At 40.8% G+C, this 21,569-nt stretch carries 20 protein-coding genes and 1 riboswitch; of the genes, 12 read left to right on the top strand and 8 right to left on the bottom strand.

Annotated features, from left to right (window positions below; genetic code table 11):
• Positions 1 to 37 precede the first annotated feature (37 nt).
• Both EGT34_RS12630 and EGT34_RS12625 read right to left on the bottom strand, forming a co-directional pair.
• Positions 38 to 943 carry a DMT family transporter gene (locus EGT34_RS12630; protein ID WP_000624464.1) on the bottom strand — a complete coding sequence of 302 codons (906 nt, stop codon included), beginning with the start codon at positions 941 to 943 and terminating at the stop codon, positions 38 to 40.
• Complete coding sequence (locus EGT34_RS12625) at positions 936 to 1,517, bottom strand: TetR/AcrR family transcriptional regulator (protein WP_000999894.1); 582 nt, start codon at positions 1,515 to 1,517, stop codon at positions 936 to 938. The genes EGT34_RS12630 and EGT34_RS12625 overlap by 8 nt, the downstream gene beginning before the upstream one ends.
• A 110-nt stretch (positions 1,518 to 1,627) precedes the next feature.
• Here EGT34_RS12625 and EGT34_RS12620 point away from each other — a divergent pair, with 110 nt between their 5' ends.
• From EGT34_RS12620 to gluQRS, 6 genes are all read left to right on the top strand, one after another.
• Positions 1,628 to 2,707, top strand: coding sequence for a hypothetical protein (locus EGT34_RS12620; RefSeq protein ID WP_198063959.1), 1,080 nt, complete (start codon positions 1,628 to 1,630; stop codon positions 2,705 to 2,707).
• 34 nt (positions 2,708 to 2,741) lie between these two features.
• A riboswitch (TPP riboswitch) is annotated at positions 2,742 to 2,876 on the top strand.
• Positions 2,877 to 2,965: 89 nt separating this feature from the next.
• A complete protein-coding gene (gene thiC / locus EGT34_RS12615) occupies positions 2,966 to 4,843 on the top strand; it encodes a phosphomethylpyrimidine synthase ThiC (protein WP_001072861.1) in 1,878 nt (625 codons plus the stop codon).
• Between the two features lie 75 nt (positions 4,844 to 4,918).
• Positions 4,919 to 5,545 carry an NUDIX domain-containing protein gene (locus EGT34_RS12610; RefSeq protein WP_024437334.1) on the top strand — a complete coding sequence of 209 codons (627 nt, stop codon included), beginning with the start codon at positions 4,919 to 4,921 and terminating at the stop codon, positions 5,543 to 5,545.
• 4 nt (positions 5,546 to 5,549) lie between these two features.
• A complete protein-coding gene (cpdA, locus tag EGT34_RS12605) occupies positions 5,550 to 6,362 on the top strand; it encodes a 3',5'-cyclic-AMP phosphodiesterase (protein ID WP_000143915.1) in 813 nt (270 codons plus the stop codon).
• Between the two features lie 210 nt (positions 6,363 to 6,572).
• Positions 6,573 to 7,109, top strand: coding sequence for an RNA polymerase-binding protein DksA (dksA, locus tag EGT34_RS12600; RefSeq protein ID WP_001262524.1), 537 nt, complete (start codon positions 6,573 to 6,575; stop codon positions 7,107 to 7,109).
• A gap of 2 nt (positions 7,110 to 7,111) precedes the next feature.
• Positions 7,112 to 8,044: a tRNA glutamyl-Q(34) synthetase GluQRS gene (gluQRS, locus tag EGT34_RS12595; RefSeq protein WP_000216743.1), complete on the top strand. Its 933-nt coding sequence runs from the start codon at positions 7,112 to 7,114 to the stop codon at positions 8,042 to 8,044.
• Positions 8,045 to 8,094: 50 nt separating this feature from the next.
• Here the strand turns inward: gluQRS and ftsW are convergent, their stop codons facing one another.
• The 5 genes from ftsW to EGT34_RS12570 form a co-directional block, all read right to left on the bottom strand.
• Complete coding sequence (ftsW, locus tag EGT34_RS12590) at positions 8,095 to 9,291, bottom strand: putative lipid II flippase FtsW (RefSeq protein WP_000907680.1); 1,197 nt, start codon at positions 9,289 to 9,291, stop codon at positions 8,095 to 8,097.
• Between the two features lie 24 nt (positions 9,292 to 9,315).
• Entirely contained in the window at positions 9,316 to 10,662 is a 1,347-nt protein-coding gene (gene murD / locus EGT34_RS12585; RefSeq protein ID WP_000908240.1) for a UDP-N-acetylmuramoyl-L-alanine--D-glutamate ligase, read from the bottom strand.
• A 160-nt stretch (positions 10,663 to 10,822) separates the two neighbouring features.
• Positions 10,823 to 11,074, bottom strand: a complete 252-nt coding sequence (locus EGT34_RS12580; protein ID WP_000942501.1) for a DUF6587 family protein — start codon at positions 11,072 to 11,074, stop codon at positions 10,823 to 10,825.
• 20 nt (positions 11,075 to 11,094) lie between these two features.
• Positions 11,095 to 12,948: a ferrous iron transporter B gene (gene feoB, locus EGT34_RS12575; RefSeq protein WP_001278226.1), complete on the bottom strand. Its 1,854-nt coding sequence runs from the start codon at positions 12,946 to 12,948 to the stop codon at positions 11,095 to 11,097.
• Entirely contained in the window at positions 12,945 to 13,208 is a 264-nt protein-coding gene (locus EGT34_RS12570; protein ID WP_001991212.1) for a FeoA family protein, read from the bottom strand. The genes feoB and EGT34_RS12570 overlap by 4 nt, the downstream gene beginning before the upstream one ends.
• A gap of 143 nt (positions 13,209 to 13,351) precedes the next feature.
• On the opposite strand from EGT34_RS12570, the gene xerD reads away from it, so the two are divergent.
• From xerD to thrC, 4 genes are all read left to right on the top strand, one after another.
• Positions 13,352 to 14,272 (top strand): site-specific tyrosine recombinase XerD, encoded by a 921-nt coding sequence (gene xerD / locus EGT34_RS12565; RefSeq protein ID WP_000608735.1) that lies wholly within the window; start codon positions 13,352 to 13,354, stop codon positions 14,270 to 14,272.
• A 146-nt stretch (positions 14,273 to 14,418) separates the two neighbouring features.
• Positions 14,419 to 15,234 carry a DsbC family protein gene (locus EGT34_RS12560; protein WP_000011163.1) on the top strand — a complete coding sequence of 272 codons (816 nt, stop codon included), beginning with the start codon at positions 14,419 to 14,421 and terminating at the stop codon, positions 15,232 to 15,234.
• A gap of 244 nt (positions 15,235 to 15,478) precedes the next feature.
• Positions 15,479 to 16,780 carry a homoserine dehydrogenase gene (locus EGT34_RS12555; RefSeq protein WP_000805827.1) on the top strand — a complete coding sequence of 434 codons (1,302 nt, stop codon included), beginning with the start codon at positions 15,479 to 15,481 and terminating at the stop codon, positions 16,778 to 16,780.
• 55 nt (positions 16,781 to 16,835) lie between these two features.
• A complete protein-coding gene (thrC, locus tag EGT34_RS12550; protein ID WP_000063593.1) occupies positions 16,836 to 17,975 on the top strand; it encodes a threonine synthase in 1,140 nt (379 codons plus the stop codon).
• Between the two features lie 107 nt (positions 17,976 to 18,082).
• Here thrC and pbpG read toward each other — a convergent pair whose 3' ends face one another.
• Entirely contained in the window at positions 18,083 to 19,129 is a 1,047-nt protein-coding gene (gene pbpG, locus EGT34_RS12545; RefSeq protein ID WP_031946417.1) for a D-alanyl-D-alanine endopeptidase PBP7/8, read from the bottom strand.
• Between the two features lie 212 nt (positions 19,130 to 19,341).
• Between pbpG and EGT34_RS12540 the strand changes: the two genes are divergently transcribed.
• Both EGT34_RS12540 and EGT34_RS12535 read left to right on the top strand, forming a co-directional pair.
• Complete coding sequence (locus EGT34_RS12540) at positions 19,342 to 19,977, top strand: response regulator (protein WP_000633799.1); 636 nt, start codon at positions 19,342 to 19,344, stop codon at positions 19,975 to 19,977.
• Between the two features lie 10 nt (positions 19,978 to 19,987).
• Entirely contained in the window at positions 19,988 to 21,556 is a 1,569-nt protein-coding gene (locus EGT34_RS12535; RefSeq protein WP_001160330.1) for a sensor histidine kinase, read from the top strand.
• The last annotated feature ends 13 nt before the right edge of the window (positions 21,557 to 21,569 follow it).

The raw sequence follows: 21,569 nt of genomic DNA, 5'->3' as shown, positions 1-21,569 counted from the left end.
TTTAATTTAAACTCAAGCCAGTAAAAGTTTTCATTTTTTATGTATTTTCAGGCTTTGATAACATCAAAATACAAATGAAAATCAAAAACATACCTGCCCACCCAATCCATGAGACACTTTCGCCAACCAAAACAATGGCAAAAATCGCTGCAACAAGAGGTTCAAATAAAGTTAAAGTGGTGGCTTTACTGGCATTTACAGTTTTTAACCCGAAACCAAAAAGCAAATAACCCAAAAACATAGGAATCAGCATCATATAGCCAGCAACAAGTAAATTTGTTGAACTTTGCAGTAGCCCACCACCTGTAATTAATAAAGTTGGAAGCAAGATGACTGCCCCACCACCCATAATCATGCCCATTGCAGCTTTAGCAGCAATACCCCGATCTATTAATCTTTTTGCGGCCCATGAATAAAGTGAATAGGTTGCACCCGCTACCAGCCCAAGAAAAATACCAAAAATTTTATTCCATTCATTTGTACTCTCTTGTGCTGCGTGGCTTTCGCCCATAGATAATAAACTTACCCCCACAACACCCAACACAAAACTTAGGAACCACGTTTTAGATAAAACTTTACGGTCAAAGAATCGCTCTAAAACTGCTGCAATGAGTGGAGCCGAACCAATTGAAACCACCGTACCAATCGTAATTCCGGCATAATGCATGGAAGAATAAAAAGCTAGTGGATATATCCCAACCGCCACAACACCTAAAAGAATAATAGAAATATTTCGCCCAATAAATTGTCGATGTTCCCGAATGGCCTGAGATGCAATCAATGCCTGTAAAAGCCCACCTCCCCCCATAGCAACCGCGCCAATTGCAAGTGGTCCGAGTGTTGGGGCAAATGCTGCGGCTGTGCCCGTGGTTCCCCATAAGAAAGAGGCTACTAAAATTGCAATAGTGCCACCATAACTACTATTTTTAATAAGGCTAATCATGTCGGCATTCTCGATCTAAAATATCTTCTGCCATTTGTCTCGCTAATTGAAGTTGACGGCTACTACCCTCTAAACCAGCTCTTGCCATCGACCCTTCTAATAAAAAAGAAAGTTGTGCGGCGATATAGCTAACACGCTGTGAATCTTTTAATAAGCGATTTAAATGCTCGGCAACAATCGCCTCAACTTGTTCTTTATGTTGTCTTACAGCATTTCGTCCTGAACTGTTCGCTGGGAACTCTGCGGCAGCATTTAATAGCCCACATCCTCTAAAACCCTTTTCATAAGCAAACTCGGCATGATCTTGATAGGCATCAAATACGGCCAAAATAGCTTCTTTAGCTGTTTTTGTTTTTTCTAAACGCTTTTGATAAAGGTCTAACCACTCTTGATGTCGTGCAGCAATATAGGCATCAACAAGTTCACCTTTTGAAGAAAAATTATTGTAAAGCGACATTTTGGCTACATCTGCTTTAGCCGTAACCGTATTAATTCCTGTTGCGGTAATGCCATCGTTATAAAACAGTGTTGCCGCTGCATCGAGAATTTTCTGTCTTGCTGTTCTATCATTCATAGCTTTTACTTAAGTAGACCGACCTACCTAATAATAAAGATTTCTAACAGTGATGCAATCTTTTTAAGCGTTATAATTTGAGCAATATCAATTTCGATAAAAATATAAAGATGAAAAAAATTCTAATGATGAGTATGTGCAGTGCACTACTTTTAGCTGGCTGCAATAAAACCTCACAGCAAGATCAAACTGTATCTAAAGAGCAAAAATCAACTGCGCAAAAGGCCACCGAACAGCGAGACAGTAGTTGCTTGCAAATTATGGTAGCCATGCACACGATTAATCAGAACAGTAAAATAGAAGACTTAAATCAAATTAATGAAAAGCTTAAAAACTGTGTTCCTTCGTTAAAAAATGAGGAACAGCTTAAGCTAATTGATGCATCAACAACCATGTATCAACGTTTTCTTAAACAAGACTACACTGATAAAACAGCTAGAGCTTTTGAAGCATTTGGCTATGCTGTTTTAGAACAGAAACAAGACCTTAAAAAGGTGATTCAAAGTCAGAAAAAGCTCTTCGCCCAACTGAGCCCGCGTGATCAATATTTACTTCAACATGAAGGCCAAGCCTATATTGAGCTGCTCTATCAAGGTGAAGGTATGTTTACTTATCGTCGCCAGCCAAACTACTTAGTTGATGTTTTTTCTAAGGCTTTACCTGCTGACCAGAAAGAATTTTTATCTCGTATGGCGAAAGACAATCAAGACATTTTCTATAACGATGGTGCTTTGGCTGTTTCATGGAAAGAGCTCACTGAACGTGCTTTATTTTGGGAAAAATTTATTCAAAAATATCCAAAGAGTTATTTTATTAATGATGCCAAATTACTCTTCAATGAATATCGATACTTCATTTTCTTTGGTCTAGATAATACGCCTGTGTCGGATGAATATGCCCCGAACACATGGTTTGACCAAGATGCACTTCAGCAAATCCGCTTTTTATCAACTCAGAGCCAATCAAGTTTAGCGAAACCTGCCCAACAATTTCTCAAGTTTATTGCCACCCCTGTCGATGAGCGCAATAAGCAATTTAAAATAGATTTAACTGATGAAAATAGGCAAAAGAAATCTACCTATCAGATTGTGCATGAACAACTTGAACAGTTATTAAAATTTGATTCGCCATGGAACACGGAAGTCTATCGTGACTGCCATATAGATGCGGTTTGTATAGATACAAATTGACAATGCCAGCCAACCTAAAACATGTTAGTCTTTAAATCGCTTGACGGAGCGCGAGTAATAGCTCGCTGAGATTGTGTAAATTTCGTGTTATCGCAACACCAGTTTGATCACAAGTACCGTTGAACCTGATCAGGTTAAGACCTGCGTAGGAATCAAGCCATCTGAAAACCTAAGCCCTCAATTTATCTAGTTCAAGATAAATCCGCCATCGTTTTTGGTCGTGCTTGATTCGTTGATGTTATTCATAAGGATCATGTGATGAACCAATTAACGAATCTCTCTTCTGCTGAAATTTCAGCACAACATGAACAAGATGCAAAAGACTTAACCCGCATCTTACCCGCTTCTAAAAAAGTTTATATTGAAGGCTCTCGCCCTGATATTCAGGTTCCAATGCGAGAAATTTCTTTAACCGATACCCCAACTGGCCTTGGTGGTGAGCACAACCCACCTATTATGGTATATGACACTTCAGGTGTTTATACTGACCCGAATGTTCAAATTGATTTAAATAAAGGTTTACCTTCAGTTCGTCAAAAATGGATTGAAGAGCGTAACGATACTGACGTTCTTTCTGGCCTAACTTCAAAGTTTGGACAGGAGCGTTTAAAAGATATTCGTACTGCTGATATTCGCTTTGCACATATTCAAAACCCACGCCGTGCTAAAGCAGGCAAAAATGTCACTCAAATGCACTATGCCAAGCAAGGTATTATCACGCCTGAAATGGAATATATTGCAATTCGTGAAAATCAGCGTCAACGCGAAGCTGTAGATATGCGTCAGCACCCAGGTCAAAACTTTGGTGCGAAAAACTTAAAAGAAATTACACCTGAGTTTGTTCGCCAAGAAGTTGCCGAAGGCCGCGCTATTATTCCTGCCAACATTAACCACCCAGAACTTGAACCAATGATTATTGGCCGTAATTTCTTGGTTAAGATTAATGCCAATATTGGTAACTCGGCGCTTGGTTCTTCAATTGATGAAGAAGTTGCGAAAATGACATGGGCAACCCGTTGGGGCGCTGACACCATTATGGACTTGTCTACAGGTAAGAACATTCATGAAACACGTGAATGGATTATTCGTAACTCACCAGTTCCAATCGGTACCGTACCAATTTATCAAGCACTTGAAAAAGTTGATGGTGTTGCCGAGAACCTGACTTGGGAAATCTTTAAAGACACGCTTATTGAACAAGCTGAACAAGGTGTTGACTACTTCACCATTCACGCAGGTGTTCTACTTCGTTATGTGCCACTTACAGCAAACCGTTTAACAGGTATTGTGTCTCGTGGTGGTTCAATCATGGCGCAGTGGTGTCTCGCTCATCATGAAGAGAACTTCTTATACACACACTTCGATGAAATCTGTGAAATCATGAAAGCCTATGATGTGTCATTTAGCTTAGGCGATGGCTTACGTCCGGGTTGTATTCAAGATGCAAATGACGAAGCGCAGTTCAGCGAACTTAAAACACTGGGTGAGCTGACTCACCGTGCATGGGAACATGATGTGCAGGTCATGATCGAAGGTCCGGGCCACGTACCAATGCACATGATTAAAGAGAACATGGACTTGCAGTTAGAAGTATGTAAAGAAGCTCCATTCTATACGCTTGGGCCTTTAACTACAGACATCGCTCCGGGTTACGACCACATTACTTCTGCTATTGGTGCAGCTATGATTGGCTGGTATGGTACAGCAATGCTTTGCTATGTGACACCTAAAGAACATTTAGGTTTGCCAAACAAGAAAGATGTGAAAGACGGAATTATTACCTACAAGATTGCAGCACACGCAGCCGATCTTGCCAAAGGTCATCCGGGTGCACAGGTTCGTGATAATGCCTTGTCTAAAGCACGTTTCGAATTCCGTTGGGACGACCAGTTCAACCTAAGTCTAGACCCAGATACAGCACGCAGCATGCATGACGAGACTTTACCAAAAGAAGCGCATAAATCTGCTCACTTTTGCTCAATGTGTGGTCCAAAATTCTGTTCGATGAAAATCACCCAGAATGTTCGTGACTATGCCAACAATCTCACCAATAGCGATTCAGAGGTTGAAGAAGGCCTCAAAGCGATGAAAGAGGTTTATCAAGAGCAAGGACAAAAACTGTATCATAAAGTGTAAATATTCAAAAAAAACACTTGCCTAGCCATGATTCTCGGTTAGGATGAAATAAATAGATTTCGTCCTGATCGAATCATGAGTATTGTCGAGCGTCCAAGTTATACATATAAAGATGTCGAAGTAACATCACGTGAACCTCTGTTCAGTGGTTTTATTCAAGTTGAAAAAGTCAGCCTTCGACATCGTCTATTTAATCAATCTGAATATACTCCTGTATTGCAGCGCGAACTTGTGCATCGGCCTGAAGCGGCTGGCGTTCTACTCTACAATGATCAAAAACAACAGTTTGCCCTGATTGAACAGTTTCGTGTTGGTGCTTTAGATGACTCCCATTCGCCATGGCAACTCGAAATTATCGCAGGCGTATTAGATGGCAATGAATCACCAGAAAGTTGCATTCGACGCGAGAGCCTTGAAGAATCAGGTTGCGAAGTTCAGGATTTAGAACATCTATTTAGTTTTTACCCATCAGCTGGCGCCTGTTCAGAGTTATTTCATCTGTACGTTGCCGAAACCAATTTACCTGCTGTAGGTGGTGTTTTTGGGGTAGATAATGAGGGTGAAAATATTCAGCTGCATTTGTTTAGTTATAGTGAAATTCAAACACTACTCAACAGCGGACGTTTAAGAAATGCCCCTGTTATTATGGCATTACAATGGCTGGCTCAACACAGCAAAACGATAATAAATCCGAAGAGGTAGGACGGTGACTTTTCAAGTCTCAACACTTTCACAAAAAAATCATGTCATCATACAAATTACCGATACACATTTATTGGAGTATCCACAGCTAGAATTTGTGGGGATGAATCCTGAAGAAAGTTTCCACGCCATTATTCAACAGATACTAAAACAACATCCCGAAGCTGATGCGATTATTCATACCGGTGACCTCGCACAAGCCCCAACACCTATTACCTACAAACGTTATATCAATTTTATGCAAACCTTGGGTCTGCCTTTTTTCCAGACCCTCGGTAATCATGACAATGTCGACCACTTTCCTCTACATAACGAAAACCATCAACAACCTGTAGTTGTCGGTTTAGGAAACTGGCGTGTGATTATGCTAAATAGCGCTGTAAAGGGAAAAGTAGATGGTCATCTGTCTTCGGAACAATTAGAAAATTTAGCGAATTTACTTGAACAATTTGCAGATCATCCTGTTTTGCTGGCTTGTCATCACCATCCATTTGCCATGAAATCAAAATGGATTGACCACCATAAGCTTCAAAACTCAAATGCACTTTTAGATACTTTAAGTCCATTTCAAAACGTGAAGGCCCTAGTCTGCGGGCATGTTCATCAAGATTCCCTTAATATCTGGCAAGGTATCGAGTTTTTTTCTACGCCTTCCACAAGTGTACAGTTTAAGCCGTTTAGTAATGATTTTGCACTCGACCAAAATGCACCGGGTTATCGTTACATTCGTCTGAATAACGATGGTAGTTTTGAAACAAAAGTGTTTCGCCTTGAAAATTTCAAAACCCGTATAAATACTGATATTTCAGGTTATTAGCCCTAAAGTTTATATAACGCAAAAGAATTATGACTAGGGTAAACACGTTTTGAAAATATTTACGGGACAGAATGACTATCATCTTGCAGGAAAAATCTATATGATGACGACCCGATGGAAAAATCCATCGATGGTTTTCTATAAAAACACTTGCATATCACCATATTTTTTGCGTATAGATAATACGTGTATGATGAGGAATGCCCTATTATGGCGAATGACAACCACAACCAAGTTTTGGATGAACATACAGAAGTTGTAGTAGAAGGTGATAAAGCTTCTGCAAAACGTGCACGTAAAGTGAAACCTAAAACTTCTGACGTAGGCTCAACTGCAAGTTTATTTGGTATTGCACCTTATCAACCTAAGAAAAATGAAGAGTACATGTCTGAAGGACAGCTCGAGCATTTCCGACAAATTCTGCAAGCATGGAAAGCTGAATTAATGTCTGAAGTTGATCGTACTTTAAATACGATGCAAGATGAATCAACTGCATTGCCAGACGTAAATGACCGTGCTACCCAAGAAGAAGAATTTGCAATTGAATTACGTACACGTGATCGTGAACGTAAATTAATTCGTAAAATCGAACAATCTCTTGAAGCGATTAAAAACGAAGACTACGGTTTCTGTGAAACTTGTGGTATCGAAATCGGCTTACGTCGTTTAGAAGCACGTCCAACTGCAACGTTATGTATTGACTGCAAAACTTTGGCAGAAATTAAAGAGAAGCAAAATAACGGTTAATTGTGACGGTTAAGAATTCTCCAGCCGAGCTTAGTTCGGCTCTTGTGAATCAGCGAAACGATGTTCCACTGATTCGCTACTCAGGTCGGTTTGCGCCCTCGCCAACCGGCCCTTTACATTTCGGATCACTCATTACTGCTGTTGCCAGTTACTGCGATGCCAGAGCCCATCAAGGTCGATGGTTAGTTCGTGTTGAAGACACCGATATTCCCCGCATCTACCCCGGTAGTGAAGACCATATACTCGCATCAATTGAAGCTTTTCAGTTCGATCCGGATGCCGAGATCATTTTTCAAAAAGACCGCCTAGATATTTACGAAAGTGTATTAGACCAACTTAAAAAAGAGGGTCTGGTTTACGCCTGTCAATGTACCCGTAAAATGCTCGGTTCAAACGCTATTTATGCAGGCACATGCCGAGATTTGCAGCTCGACTTCCAACATCAAGCCATTCGGGTAAAAGTTCAAGATCAGCCAATCTGTTTCAATGACCGCCTACAAGGGCTTCATTGTTCTAATCTAGAGCATGACCTTGGTGATTTTGTCCTTAAACGCCGTGATGGAATTATTAACTACCAGCTTGCTGTCGTCGTAGATGATTACCTACAAGGCATTACTCACGTTGTGCGAGGCGCAGACCTGTTAGATAACACTGAGCGTCAAATCTGGCTTGGTCAGCTCCTCGGCTATCCTAAGCTGAGTTACATGCATCTTCCGCTCGCCATGAACGACCAAGGGCAAAAACTTTCAAAGCAAAACCTTGCCCATGCACTTGATCTAACTAAAGCTCCTGAATTACTACAACAAGCCATACAAGCCTTAGGTCAACCAAATGTTGATTTAGATCGCCCCGAAGCGATGCTCAAGCAAGCGGTAGCCCAGTGGAATGTAGATTTGATTCCTCATGGGCAACAGCTTTGCGGAACATATCTATAAAGAATAAAAAAGCCCGATTTGATATCGGGCTTTTTATAACGCTTCATGGTTTAGAAGTTTGATTCTTCCCTCTCAGGGTTCACTTCTTGAGTTGAAGCATCAATCTTCAAGATCAAGCTAATCATAGCTGCACACATCATTAAAGACGTACCACCATAACTAATAAATGGCAGAGTTAAACCTTTGGTTGGCATTAAGCCCATGTTCATACCCGCATTTACCAAAATCTGGAGTAAGAAAATAATACTAATACCGTAAGCCAAATAGCCTGCGCGAAGATAATGATGTTTCAAGGCACGGTGGCCGATTTTGATACAACATGCCAGCATCAAGAAAGATAAGCCAATGACAATTGAAATACCAAAGAAACCAAATTCTTCACCTAACACAGCCAACATAAAGTCAGTATGCGCTTCTGGTAAATAGGAAAGCTTTTGAACACTATGCCCCAAGCCTGTACCAAACCACTCACCACGACCAAAAGCCATTAACGCATTTGATAACTGATAACCCACACCTAATGGGTCTGCCCAAGGGTCAGTAAACGAAATCAAACGTTGGAAACGGTAAGGTTCAAATAAAATCAAAAACACAATACCCGTGACAATTGCACCAAGCATGATTAAGAATTGTGTTGGAGGCGCACCCGCTAGAAAGAACACACCGACCATCATCATGACAATAACCACCGTCGCACCCAAGTCAGGCTCGGCAATAATTAAACCTACCGTAATTGCCATAACGCCACTTAAACGAAGTAAGCCTTTCCAGTGGGTACGGACTTCTTTGGCACGGCGTACTACGTAATCTGCGGTAAAGATGGCCATCATAACCTTGGCAACCTCTGTTGGCTGCAAGGTAAAACCACCAATTTTAATCCAACGTGTGGAACCGTTAACTTCCGAACCTACAGCCAAAGCCGCAAGTAACAAAACCATAGTTAATAACCACAGTGGAAAGGTATTTTTAAACCATGTATTGAGTGATATTCGATAGGTTAAATAAGCCACCACGCCAGCAGCAACGATTGAGATCCCATGACGAATCACATAGTGAAATGGGTTTTCATGCATATATTCAGCATAAGGCATGGAAGCAGATGCGACCATCACTGAACCGATACATAACAATGCAACCACACAGAAAATCAAGACATTACGTGGCGTCACTTCCGCTGGCCATTTCGGCAATATCCGTTCATACCAATGATTGATTTTCTGGATTGTGGTCTGAGCTAAGCCTGCCATACTACATTCCTAATCATATTTTCTTTAAACCAACGAATTGACGCAGGCAACAAACTGCTGACCACGGTCATTATAACTTTTAAACATATCAAAACTTGCACATGCTGGTGATAGCAATACCACATCTTCAGCTTGTGTTTCACGTTGACACAGCTCGACAGCTTCTTTAAGCGTTGCTGCATGTAAAATTTTAGTTGCGCCTTGAATGGCTTGTTCGATGACAGGCGCATCTTCACCAATCAATACCACAACTTTGGCATATTTTTCGATAGAAGAACGTAATGGACCAAAATCTTGCCCTTTGCCCTGTCCACCTAAAATAAGTGCAACCTTACCTTTTTTCACTTCAATGGCAGCGCCTAAGCCATCAATAGCTGCAAGTGTAGCACCAACATTGGTACCTTTAGAGTCATTATAATAACGGACATCATGCACGGTTTTAACATATTCACAGCGATGCTCTAGTCCTTTAAATTGTTTTAAAGTTTCAAGCATTGACTCCATAGGTAAACCAATTGCCTCCCCCAATGCTAAACACGCTAAAGCATTGGCTACGTTGTGCATACCTTGAATATATAAATCTGAGCTTTTAATTAACCGCTGTAAACCACGAGCAAGCCAAAGCGTACCATCGGCATCTCTTAAAACGCCATATTGATTTAAATCTGGTGCGTTTAAACCAAAGCTTTGCATTGGTGTCGTATCTGGAACAAGTGGGCGGCTTAAAGCATCGTCTCGGTTAAATACAACTTTTTTAGCGCCTTGGAAAATACGATGTTTTGCTTGGTGATACCCCAGCATATTTCCATGACGGTCTAAATGGTCTTCACTCATATTGAGAACCACTGCTACCTCAGCGTTTAAGTGAGAGGTGGTTTCTAACTGAAAGCTTGATAACTCAAGGACCAGTAACTCCGGTTGATCTTTAAGTAAATCTAACGCTGGTCGACCAAGATTGCCGCCTACTGCAACTTTCTTACCTGCATCCTTAGCCATTAAGCCAATTAAAGTCGTTACAGTACTTTTTGCATTGGAACCTGTAATCGCCACAATCGGCACATCAGTGGCACGGCGCAATAACTGGATATCACCCACCACAGAAATACCTTTAGCAATAGCTGCCTGAATTTCCGGTAATTGTGGTGCAAGGCCTGGGCTTAAAATAATCTCTTCTGCTTGTAATAATAATTCTTGATCAAGCTGACCAAAACTGGTTTTAACGCCAGCCGGAATCTGATCGTGTCCGGGAGGTGTGGGGCGGGAATCCGTTACAGCAACTTGGTAGCCTTGTTCATGCAGGAAATTTACAGCAGAAACGCCTGATATTCCCAAGCCTGCTACAACTTTTAATCCACCACGTTGTATTAACATTTTTGCCCCACAATTTATCAATCGACAGAATGGCAAAAATGTTAGCACTTTGCTGTTTTGAATGCTTTTTCAGTTTGAACTTTATTCATCTTTTTTTGTGTCAGTGCGTAAAAAAGCCATCAATATGATGGCTTTTTATACGAAACAGGAATGGCTGAATTTACTGCCATTTAACTGGTTTAATTTCTTGAACTGTATTAGTGGGTTTATCTTCACTTGAGCAGCCACAGCCACCTGCACAACCAAAAGTCATTTTTGGTTTCAGCCATTTTGCTAAAGTTGCCCAACCCTGCTTTTCACAAAAAACGGATAGTGCTGAAAAGGCCGAGTTTGCTGTTTTTGGAAATACTTTCTTAAAAACAACAACAGCACTCCAAATCACTAAAACCGCAATAATTAGATATTGAAGCATATACAACCTCCTTTATTGCTTTAACCCCAATAGTGGGAAGCAATTTGATAGGTAACAAACGATGCAAAATAAGCTAAACCAAACAGATATGTAGTCATAGCTGCAACATGTTTCCATGAACCTGTTTCACGACGTACTGTTGCCAATGTTGCCAAACAATGCGGCGCATAAATGAACCACACTAAAAGCGATAAACCTGTTGCCAACGACCAACCTGTACCATCTGCACTAATTAAATGAGATAAACCTTGTGCTACTGCATCTTCATCGGTTGCCGACAAGGCATATACAGTACCTAATGCAGCGACCACAACTTCACGAGCTGCCATAGCCGGGATTAACGCAATACAGATTTGCCAGTTAAAACCAACTGGAGCGAATAAAGGCTGGATAAGGTGTCCAAGCATACCTGCGAAGCTGTAATCTATAGCAGGCAATGTTGCCCCTTCTGGTGGCTGTGGGAAAGTACACAAGAACCAGAGCAAAATAGAAAGCGCAAAAATAATGCCGCCGACACGCTTCAAAAATATCTTCGCACGATCTAACAAACCGATTCCCACACTTTTTAAATCAGGGAAACGATAACTCGGCAGCTCTAGCAGTAAAGCGTGTTGAGACTTATCTTTTTGGAAAAATTTCATTAAGAATGAAACACATAGTGCACTCACAATCCCAGCCATATACAGACCGAACAGCACCAGTCCTTGTAGGTTGAAAATACCCCAGACCATTTTCTCTGGAATAAATGCAGCAATCAGCAAGGCATATACGGGTAAACGTGCCGAACAAGTCATTAGTGGCGCAACCATAATCGTTGTAAAACGGTCACGAGGGTCACTAATACTACGCGTTGCCATAATTCCCGGTACTGCACAAGCAAAGCTTGAAAGTAACGGAATGAAAGCACGTCCACTTAAACCGGCTTGAAACATTAATTTATCAAGTAAAAATGCTGCACGCGGTAAATAGCCCGATTCTTCTAGTACTAAAATGAAGAAGAACAAAATTAGAATTTGTGGCAAGAAAACAACTACGCCACCTGCACCCGCGATAATTCCGTCAACCACCAGACTATGCAGTAGTGGCTGTGTAATCACAGAACCGACTACTTCACCCAGCCAGCCGAAGAAGCCTTCAATACCATCCATAAAAGGCGCTGCCCATGCAAAAACTGCCTGGAACACAATAAACATCATGATGGCAAGACTAAGTAGACCTAAGACTGGATGTAAGAAAATTCGATCGAGAAAATCAGTACGCTTGTCTTCCTGATCAACATAATGAACAACATCTTTAAAAATCATATCGATTTTTTGATGATGAGTCCCAGTTAAACCACTCAGTTCAGTTTGTGGCACACTGTATTTTTCTTGATCAAGGGCATGTAATAAATTTTCAATACCCGCATTACGGACAGCTACTGTTTCAACGACTGGTACGCCCAAACGTTGAGATAACTTTTGAGTATTAATCTGGATGCCACGACGACGTGCTTCATCCATCATATTCAGTACAAGTAAAATTGGGCGACCCAACTCGATCATTTCGAGTACAAGGCCTAAATGCAATTTTAAGTTAGTGGCATCAACCACACATAAAAAAGCGTCTTGTTGCCCCTCTTCCGCTATTTTTCCTAAACAGACATCACGAGTAATTGCTTCATCCGGACTGGTCGCATTAAGACTGTATGTACCCGGCAAATCGAGCACTCGAACTGAACGGCCTGAAGGTAACTGAAAATGACCAACTTTACGCTCGACCGTTACACCGGCATAGTTGGCGACTTTTTGTCTAGTTCCAGTTAAATGGTTAAAAAGAGAGGTTTTACCACAGTTAGGGTTTCCCACAAGGGCAATACGTAACGCATCACTCATGCGGGTACTCCTTCTTCTACCTGAATTTCGATTTTTTCCGCTTCTGCTTTACGTAAAGCGAAACGAGTAAAGCCAATTTGGATTAAGATCGGATCACCACCAAAAACACCCTTGGTAATCACTTCCACTCGCGTGCCTGGTACAAAACCCAGACTTTCCAAACGAATTGCGACCAAATCTTGCTGCTCGGACTCTACTTCTATCCGATTCACTTTGGTGATGGTCGCCGCTTGCTTCACTTTCAACGCTGATAAACGCACCGCATCCGATCCTAAACCTTTTTTACTAGTATACATATAAATGAGAATAATTACCAAATAAGGTTAGATTTCAATTCTTATGGAGTTTAATCGACAAACCTTAAAGTTTCTTTTACAGTACAGTGGTTTAGAGGAAGTTGTTTATGATAAATAAAAAACCGCGTATTCCAAGCCCTGTTCAAATTCCTGAACATTTAAGCTTTTTACAAGGTTTTCGCGACTATCTGGTTGCACAAACAGTCAGTCCGCATACGCGCAATGCCTATTTATCCGACCTGATCCAATGTAGTGAACTTCATAAAAAAAATAGATTGCCAGATTGGACGAGCGATGACATTTCTGACGTCCTCATTGAACTTACCAAAGTAGGGAAAAGCCCACGCTCAATTGCCCGTTGCTTATCTGCTCTACGTCAGTTTTATAAATTTCTACGTGAACAGAAATTACGAAGTGATAATCCTGTAGCTACTCACCATTCACCAAAAATTGGTAGAGCCTTGCCCAAAGATTTGTCTGAAGAAGATGTAGAAGCGCTCATTCAGGCGCCAGACATTACAACGGCGTTGGGCTTACGTGACCGAGCAATGTTTGAAGTCCTTTACGCTTGTGGTTTACGTGTCTCCGAATTACTGAATTTACGCCTCGAACTTATTAATTTAAAACAAGGTTACCTGCGTATTACGGGTAAAGGTAACAAAGAACGTTTAGTGCCTTTAGGCCAATATGCCTGCGATTGGGTGGAACGCTATTTAAACGAGGCACGTCCACAACTTTATAAAAGTTCAACTGACTATTTATTTTTAACCCAGCACGGTGGAATTATGAGCCGTCAGAACTTTTGGTATGCCATTAAGCGTTATGCACTACAGGCCAATATTCAAGCTGAACTTTCACCTCACACCTTACGTCATGCTTTTGCCACGCATCTACTTAATCATGGGGCGGACTTACGCGTAGTACAAATGTTACTGGGTCATAGTGATTTATCAACCACGCAAATCTATACGCATGTAGCACAAGTCAGAATGCAACAATTGCATGAAAAACATCACCCTAGGGGTTAAAATTTTTTAAAAGAATATTTTGAAATACACCAAACAATCACTTGATTTCGTTCACAAAGGTTAAGAAAGTTTTAACAATACACACTAGATTTTTTGTTATGCTTAGCAGCTTCCGACTATAAATACTGATGAAATAAGGGTTATCTATGTCCTTTACCCGATCTCAAATTTTTCTTGCCTGTGCTTTGGCTTCTAGCCTATTGTTCAGTGCTTGTTCTAAAGAAAACAAACCACAAAAAGAAGATGCGCTCACAGCGACCGCACCTGCTACAGGGGAAGCTTCAACCATTATTGAACGCAATGCTAAACAGCGTTTAATTGAAACTTTGCAAAAACAATTTAAGAATGCAAACATCAACGTCAAAATTTTAGATATTAAGCCTACCGAAGTTCCTAATTTATATTGGGTTAACCTTGAAGGAATGACATCGGTTTATACAACAAGTGATGGTAAATACCTGATTCAAGGTGATGTCATCCGTTTAGGCGGTAAAGAACTTCATAATATCGGCGATAGCCTTCAAGCCTCAGAAAACAAAAAGCATCTTGCTGCTTTAAAAAATGAAGACTTAATTGTTTATCCAGCTAAAGGCGGTAAAGCTAAACATGTGATTTATGTGTTTACCGATGCAAGCTGTCCTTACTGCCATAAATTACATGAGCATTTAGCTGAGATTAATGAGAAAGGCATTGAGGTTCGTTACATTGCATGGCCACGCGGCGAACAGTTTATGCCAACTATGGAAGCGGTTTGGTGTAGTGCAGACCGTAAAGCTGCATTTGACCAAGCTGTACAGGGCATTAGTATTCCACCTGCTCAATGTAAAAACCCTGTTCGCGAACAATACCAACTTGGTCTAAACATGGGCGTAAATGGTACACCAGCTATTTATAATGTTGATGGTGAGTACTTGGGTGGCTACTTAACCCCAGATGAATTGATTAAACGATTGGATAAATAACCCTCTCCAAGTTGATGAACAATTCATCGTCCATCTTACAAATAAAGCGCTGATCTTATTGCAGCGCTTTGTTTTTTCAATAAATACTTCTTCTCATACCAGTGTTTAAAGAGTGATCTACTCTTCTTTTCCAAACATTGCACTCTAAATCACTGAACAGGCGCTAAAAGCGCTAGAGTCTGGCGTTTTTTTTAGCTATGATCTAGCTTCAATTAAATGATTCAATGATGATATGGAGTGTGACGTGAAACCAGTTCGCCTGGCAATACTCGGTCTAGGTACCGTAGGTGGAGGAGCCCTTAAACTACTACAAGAAAATGCCGCTGAAATTAAACGTCGCACCGGTCGAGAAATTCAAATTACCCACGTTGGAACACGTCGTCCTCGTCCAGATCTCGAATTGGAAGGGATTAAACAAAGCGCAGACTTACTTGATATCGTTCGTCAACCCGATGTGGATGTGGTTGTAGAAGTTATGGGTGGTATTCATCCTGCTTACGAAATCATTATGGAAGCGATCAAACACGGCAAACAAGTCGTGACTGCAAACAAAGCATTACTCGCTGAACATGGTAATGAACTATTTAAAGCAGCAGAAGATAATGCTGTACAAATTGCTTATGAAGCAGCTGTTGCGGGTGGCATCCCAATTATTAAAGTAATCCGTGAAGGCCTTGCGGCAAACCATATCGAATGGCTTGCAGGCATTATTAATGGCACAGGTAACTTTATTTTGACTGAAATGCGTGAAAAAGGCCGCGCATTTGATGATGTATTAAAAGAAGCTCAAGAACTCGGTTATGCAGAAGCGGACCCAACTTTTGACGTTGAAGGTATTGATGCTGCACACAAGCTTACAATTTTAGCGTCTTGTGCGTTTGGTATTCCTTTGCAATTCGATAAAGTCTATACCGAAGGTATCAGCAAAATTACTGCACAAGATGTGAAATATGCTGAGGAGCTTGGTTTCCGTATTAAACATCTAGGCATTGCCCGCCGTGCTGAAAAGGGTATTGAGCTACGTGTTCACCCTACACTTATTCCAGATGAGCAGCTTATTGCGAATGTAAACGGCGTTAAAAATGCTGTTTTAGTTCAAGCCAATGCAGTAGGTCCAACACTTTATTACGGTGCTGGTGCTGGTGCAGGCCCAACAGCTTCTGCGGTTGTTGCCGATGTAATTGATATCGTTCGTGATATTTCTTATACAGAAGATGGCGCAGGTACAATTCCTCAACTGGCTTTTGAAGCATTAACAAATATGCCAATTTTAAGCCGTGAAGAAATGACCACAGGTTATTACATCCGCTTAAATGCTGAAGATCAGACTGGTGTACTTGCAGATGTGACGACCATCTTAAGCCGTGCCGGAATCAGTATTGATGCCATCATGCAACAATCTCGCTTAAAAGACCTCATTCCAATTGTGATTTTGACCGATCCAATCGTTGAATCCAAAATGGATGACGCTCTTGCGCAAATTCAAGCATTACCTGCAATTCGTGGCGAAATCGTAAGAATTCGTTTAGAATCGCTCGATAGTTAATCAGGTTGAGGGAAAGATTCCCTCTCCCGCTTCACCTCATAATTGGAACACCATCATGTCTAATGCCAATCGTTATACTGGTCTTGTAGATCGTTATCGTGACCGTTTGCCAGTTTCGGCAACTACTCGTGCTATCTCTTTGGGTGAAGGCAACACCCCTCTCATTAAACTTGAGAATATTCCACGTATTATTGGCAAAGACGTTGAAATTTATGTGAAATACGAGGGCTTAAACCCGACTGGTTCATTTAAAGACCGTGGTATGACCATGGCTGTAACCAAAGCAGTTGAAGAAGGCTCTAAAGCAATTATCTGTGCATCTACAGGTAACACTTCTGCTGCTGCTGCTGCCTATGCTGCACGCGCAGGTATCAAAGCATTTGTTTTGATTCCAGAAGGCAAAATTGCGATGGGTAAAATGGCGCAAGCCATGATGTATGGTGCGATCACTATGCAAATTCGTGGTAACTTCGATGATGGTATGCGTCTTGTAAAAGAAGTGGCTGATCAAGCACCTGTAACGATTGTAAACTCAATCAACCCTTACCGTTTGCAAGGTCAAAAAACTATTGCTTATGAAATCGTTGAAGCTTTAGGCCGTGCACCTGATTACCACTGCTTACCAGTTGGTAACGCAGGTAATATTACAGCTCACTGGATGGGTTATACCGAAGCAGTAGCTAACCAGCCTGCTGACCAATTTGAACAAGTTGTTTATGACGCTGCGACTGATCAATTCACTGGTCCAAAACCAGAAGGCTTACCAACAATGGTAGGTTATCAAGCTTCTGGCGCAGCTCCTTTCTTACGTGGTGCTCCAGTAGAAAAACCGGAAACAGTTGCAACTGCGATTCGTATTGGTAACCCACAAAGCTGGAACCATGCAAAAGCTGTAGTACGTGACTCTAAAGGTTGGTTCGATGAACTTCAAGACAGCGAAATTTTAGAAGCTCAACGCTTACTTTCTATGTATGAAGGTGTATTTGTTGAGCCTGCGTCTGCTGCTTCTATTGGCGGTGCAATCCGTGACATTAAAGCCGGTAAAATTGCTGAAGGTTCTGTCATTGTATGTACTGTAACGGGTAATGGCTTAAAAGACCCTGATACAGCAATCAAACAATGTGCTGATGCAGTGATGTTGTCAATTGATGCAACAATGGACCAAGTAAAAGATTCGATTTTATCTAATATGTAAGATCTGAGTTTTATAAAAAGCGGCTGTTTAATACAGCCGTTTTTTTATGCTTTTTAAATGGCATAAAAAAACGCTTCTTAAAAGAAGCGTTTTTAAAAATAATTAAATTAAATACGTTTTGGCAAATTACTTAACCAACCGAGCAAGTTAGTTGCATCATTATTACGTGCCTGTGTACTTGGTTCACCCAATAATACAATCACTGCTGGACGTGAGTTCACAGTAGTGTGCATAACTACACAACGGCCTGCTTCATTAATATAACCAGTCTTAGATAAGTTGATATTCCAACCACCATTACGGACTAAAGCATTTGTATTATTTGATTTAAGAACACGATAACCTAAATTAAAGTCATAGGTCGGTGTGGTTGAGAACTGACGAATCAAACCATATTGAGATGCTGTACTCGCCAAGATTCCCAAGTCACGCGCAGAAGATACATTACGCGGATCTAAACCAGTTGACTCATAATAATGAGTTGCATTCATACCTAAAGCACGCGCTTTAGCATTCATTGCCGCCACGAATGCAGCACGGCCACCCGGATAAGTACGCGCTAGAGCTGCTGCTGCCGGATTTTCTGACTTCATAAGAGCAAACAGAAGAACTTCTGCTCGATTCATTTTATCGCCAACACGAAGTGTTGAGCTTGAATTTTTCCCGCCAGCCCCAGCAAAATCAATTTGCTCAAGTGTAATTTCTTCAGACATGTTTAAACGTGCATCTGCCGTTACAACTGCCGTCATCAATTTGGTAATAGAAGCGATCGGCACTGATGCGTTGGTATTTTTACTATAAAGTACCTCACCTGTTTGCGCATCCATTACAAGTGCAGCACGTGCACTGACACTCGGCTGGGCGTTATAACCCACAGTATCACGGATTGGAGCAACTTTAGGGGTAGAAGTAATAACTCTCGGCGCATTACTGCCACGCAATGTTGTGGTTACAGAAGTTGAACCTTGCGGAGTCGGTTCATCATCTTCATCATTTAAAAGTTGACTAGCATCCGCTGCAGTCCAATTTAAACTTGCAGTACCAGTACTCCCTGAAGACGGGTTATTGACGAGTTCTGCAAAGCTTGTTGAACTCAAACTAAGCAAAATAGACATGCTTAGCACATGCATTAAAGACTTTTTAGAATTTTTCACGGCACAATACTCGACTCAGGGTGACACACATTTGCGCTTACTATCATTATGCCTTACATTTGAGATATAAGGTATAAAGCTTTTACCGACACAATTGTGCACAACTATTCGCTCACTATAGAAGAATAGGATTGCTAATTTTGTCATTCCATTGCAAGCTTATTTTGCTTTATGTAACAAAAAACTTGTTTTTTGAAAGAAAGGAGGTCTTCTTGATTACAGTTTTAGTTGTCGATGACCATGAACTGGTACGTACGGGTATTTGCCGTATGTTAGAAGATCATGCCGATGTTGAGGTAATTGGACAAGCCGAATCGGGCGAAGAAGCAATTGCTATCGTTCGCCAACAACATCCGCAAGTCGTACTGCTGGATGTCAACATGCCGGGCATCGGTGGCGTAGAAACAACCCGTCGTTTATTACAGACGGCTCCAGAGACGAAAGTCATTGCTGTAAGCGGCCTCGCCGAAGAGCCTTACCCATCTTTATTATTAAAAGCCGGTGCAAAAGGCTATATCACTAAAGGCGCGCCAATTGCCGAAATGGTTCGTGCAATTAATAAGGTCATGCAAGGCGGTAAATATTTTAGTGCAGATATTGCCGAACAACTCGCGAGCTCATATTTATCCGACACTCAACAATCCCCTTTTGATTCGTTATCGGAACGGGAAATGCAAGTTGCAATGATGGTCGTCAACTGTATTAGCGCCCAAGAAATTGCCGATAAACTTTTTGTAAGTGTGAAAACTGTAAATACTTACCGTTATCGTATTTTTGAAAAGTTAGGAATTGATAGCGATGTAAAACTAACACATCTTGCGATTCGTTACGGTTTGATCAAGCCATAACCAAACTTACATGCAATTTCCCTTAAATTCATCCTTGTCCCATACGATTTTTCGTTTGGGCACTTGGTATGGCTTATACCGTCTTATTATTGCGGTTAGCCTGAATATTATTTTGGTTTTGACCGATGCGCAAACTGATAACAGTTTGCAGCAACCTGCCTTATATTCCTACACACTACTCGGCTATTCGCTCTTAAGTCTTGTTCAGCTGTTATGCTTTAAATTTATTGCCACTCAAGCCACGCGACAGCTTATTTTATTTTTTATTGTTGATATTATTTGTTTGAGTTTACTAACTTTTTCTGTGGGTGAACCAAATTTACAACTCAGCTTACTCTATGTAATTGCCATCTTTACCTCGGCGATTTTACTCAGCGCAAGAATGTCTTTGCTGATTACATTGCTTGCGGTTATCGCTGTTATTTATCAAAGATTTGTAGGTAGTCTATTTGACTATAACAATCTAAATACTATTGGTAATAGCGCTCTCTTAGCTTTCTTATTTTTTGTGGTTCACGGAATTGGCCAAATTGCAGTGCAGCGCTTTAAATTACTTGAAGCACTCACCTTTCACCAGTCAATTGAACTTTATCAACTCCAAAATATTAACCGTTATATCTTAGAACAAATTGAAGAAGGCTATTTAGTTTTAGATGAGAATTACGACATCGTTGTCAGTAATCCTGCGGCCTGTTCACTCTTGGGTATTCCCCCTCAATTTGCCAATGAAAAATATCCTTTAGCAAAGTGGCATGCCGATTTATTTGAAATTTTAAAGTTTGGCGACTTAAAAGAAGGTGACCGATTCATTTTTGAGTCTCGGCTATCGGCGTACTCCATCAACATTAAAGTGCAACATCTTTTGGTCCCACAACAAACGCTAACCCTGCTCATTTTACAAGATGCCCAACAAATTAATCAGCAAGCACAACAGCTTAAGCTTGCTGCGCTAGGGCAACTCTCAGCAAGTATTGCACATGAGATCCGCAATCCTCTCGCTGCAATCGTACAAGCAAATGAGTTACTGAAAGATAGCGATCCAGAACAACAAAATACTTTGCGTCATATGATTGGCAAACAAACCAAACGCATTGATAGTATTGTTCAAGATACTTTAGGACTTGCTCGTAGTGAAAGAACACATCCTATCCAGATCGATGTAAAACACTTCATAGATACATTGCTCGAAGAAGATTTATTTGACGTTAAACATTCAATTCAACTTAAAATTTCTGATAGTTCTCTAAAATTTTTATTTGATGAAAAACAATTAAGACAAGTCATGATCAATCTGGTGAGAAATGCTTTACGGCATAATGCCCCCGACTCACCGTACATTACGGTCAACATCCATTCACAGACAAATAAAATTTATATTGATGTGATCGATTACGGTGAAGGTGTTTCAAAACGTGATATATCTCAACTATTTAAACCATTTTTTAGTACCGAAATTAATGGAACTGGTTTAGGATTATATTTGTCTCATAGTTTTTGTGAGGCGAACCATGCAAAGCTCATCTATGTAGAGCAAAAACAAGGGGCATGCTTCAGAATAGAATGCCCAATAATATATTGATTTTTTATTAGGT

The sequence above is a fragment of the Acinetobacter sp. FDAARGOS_558 genome, assembly GCF_003937785.1.
Lineage (GTDB): Bacteria > Pseudomonadota > Gammaproteobacteria > Pseudomonadales > Moraxellaceae > Acinetobacter > Acinetobacter baumannii.
The sequence above is the reverse complement of the archived record's forward strand: the minus strand, read 5'-3'. Positions and strand labels throughout refer to the sequence as shown.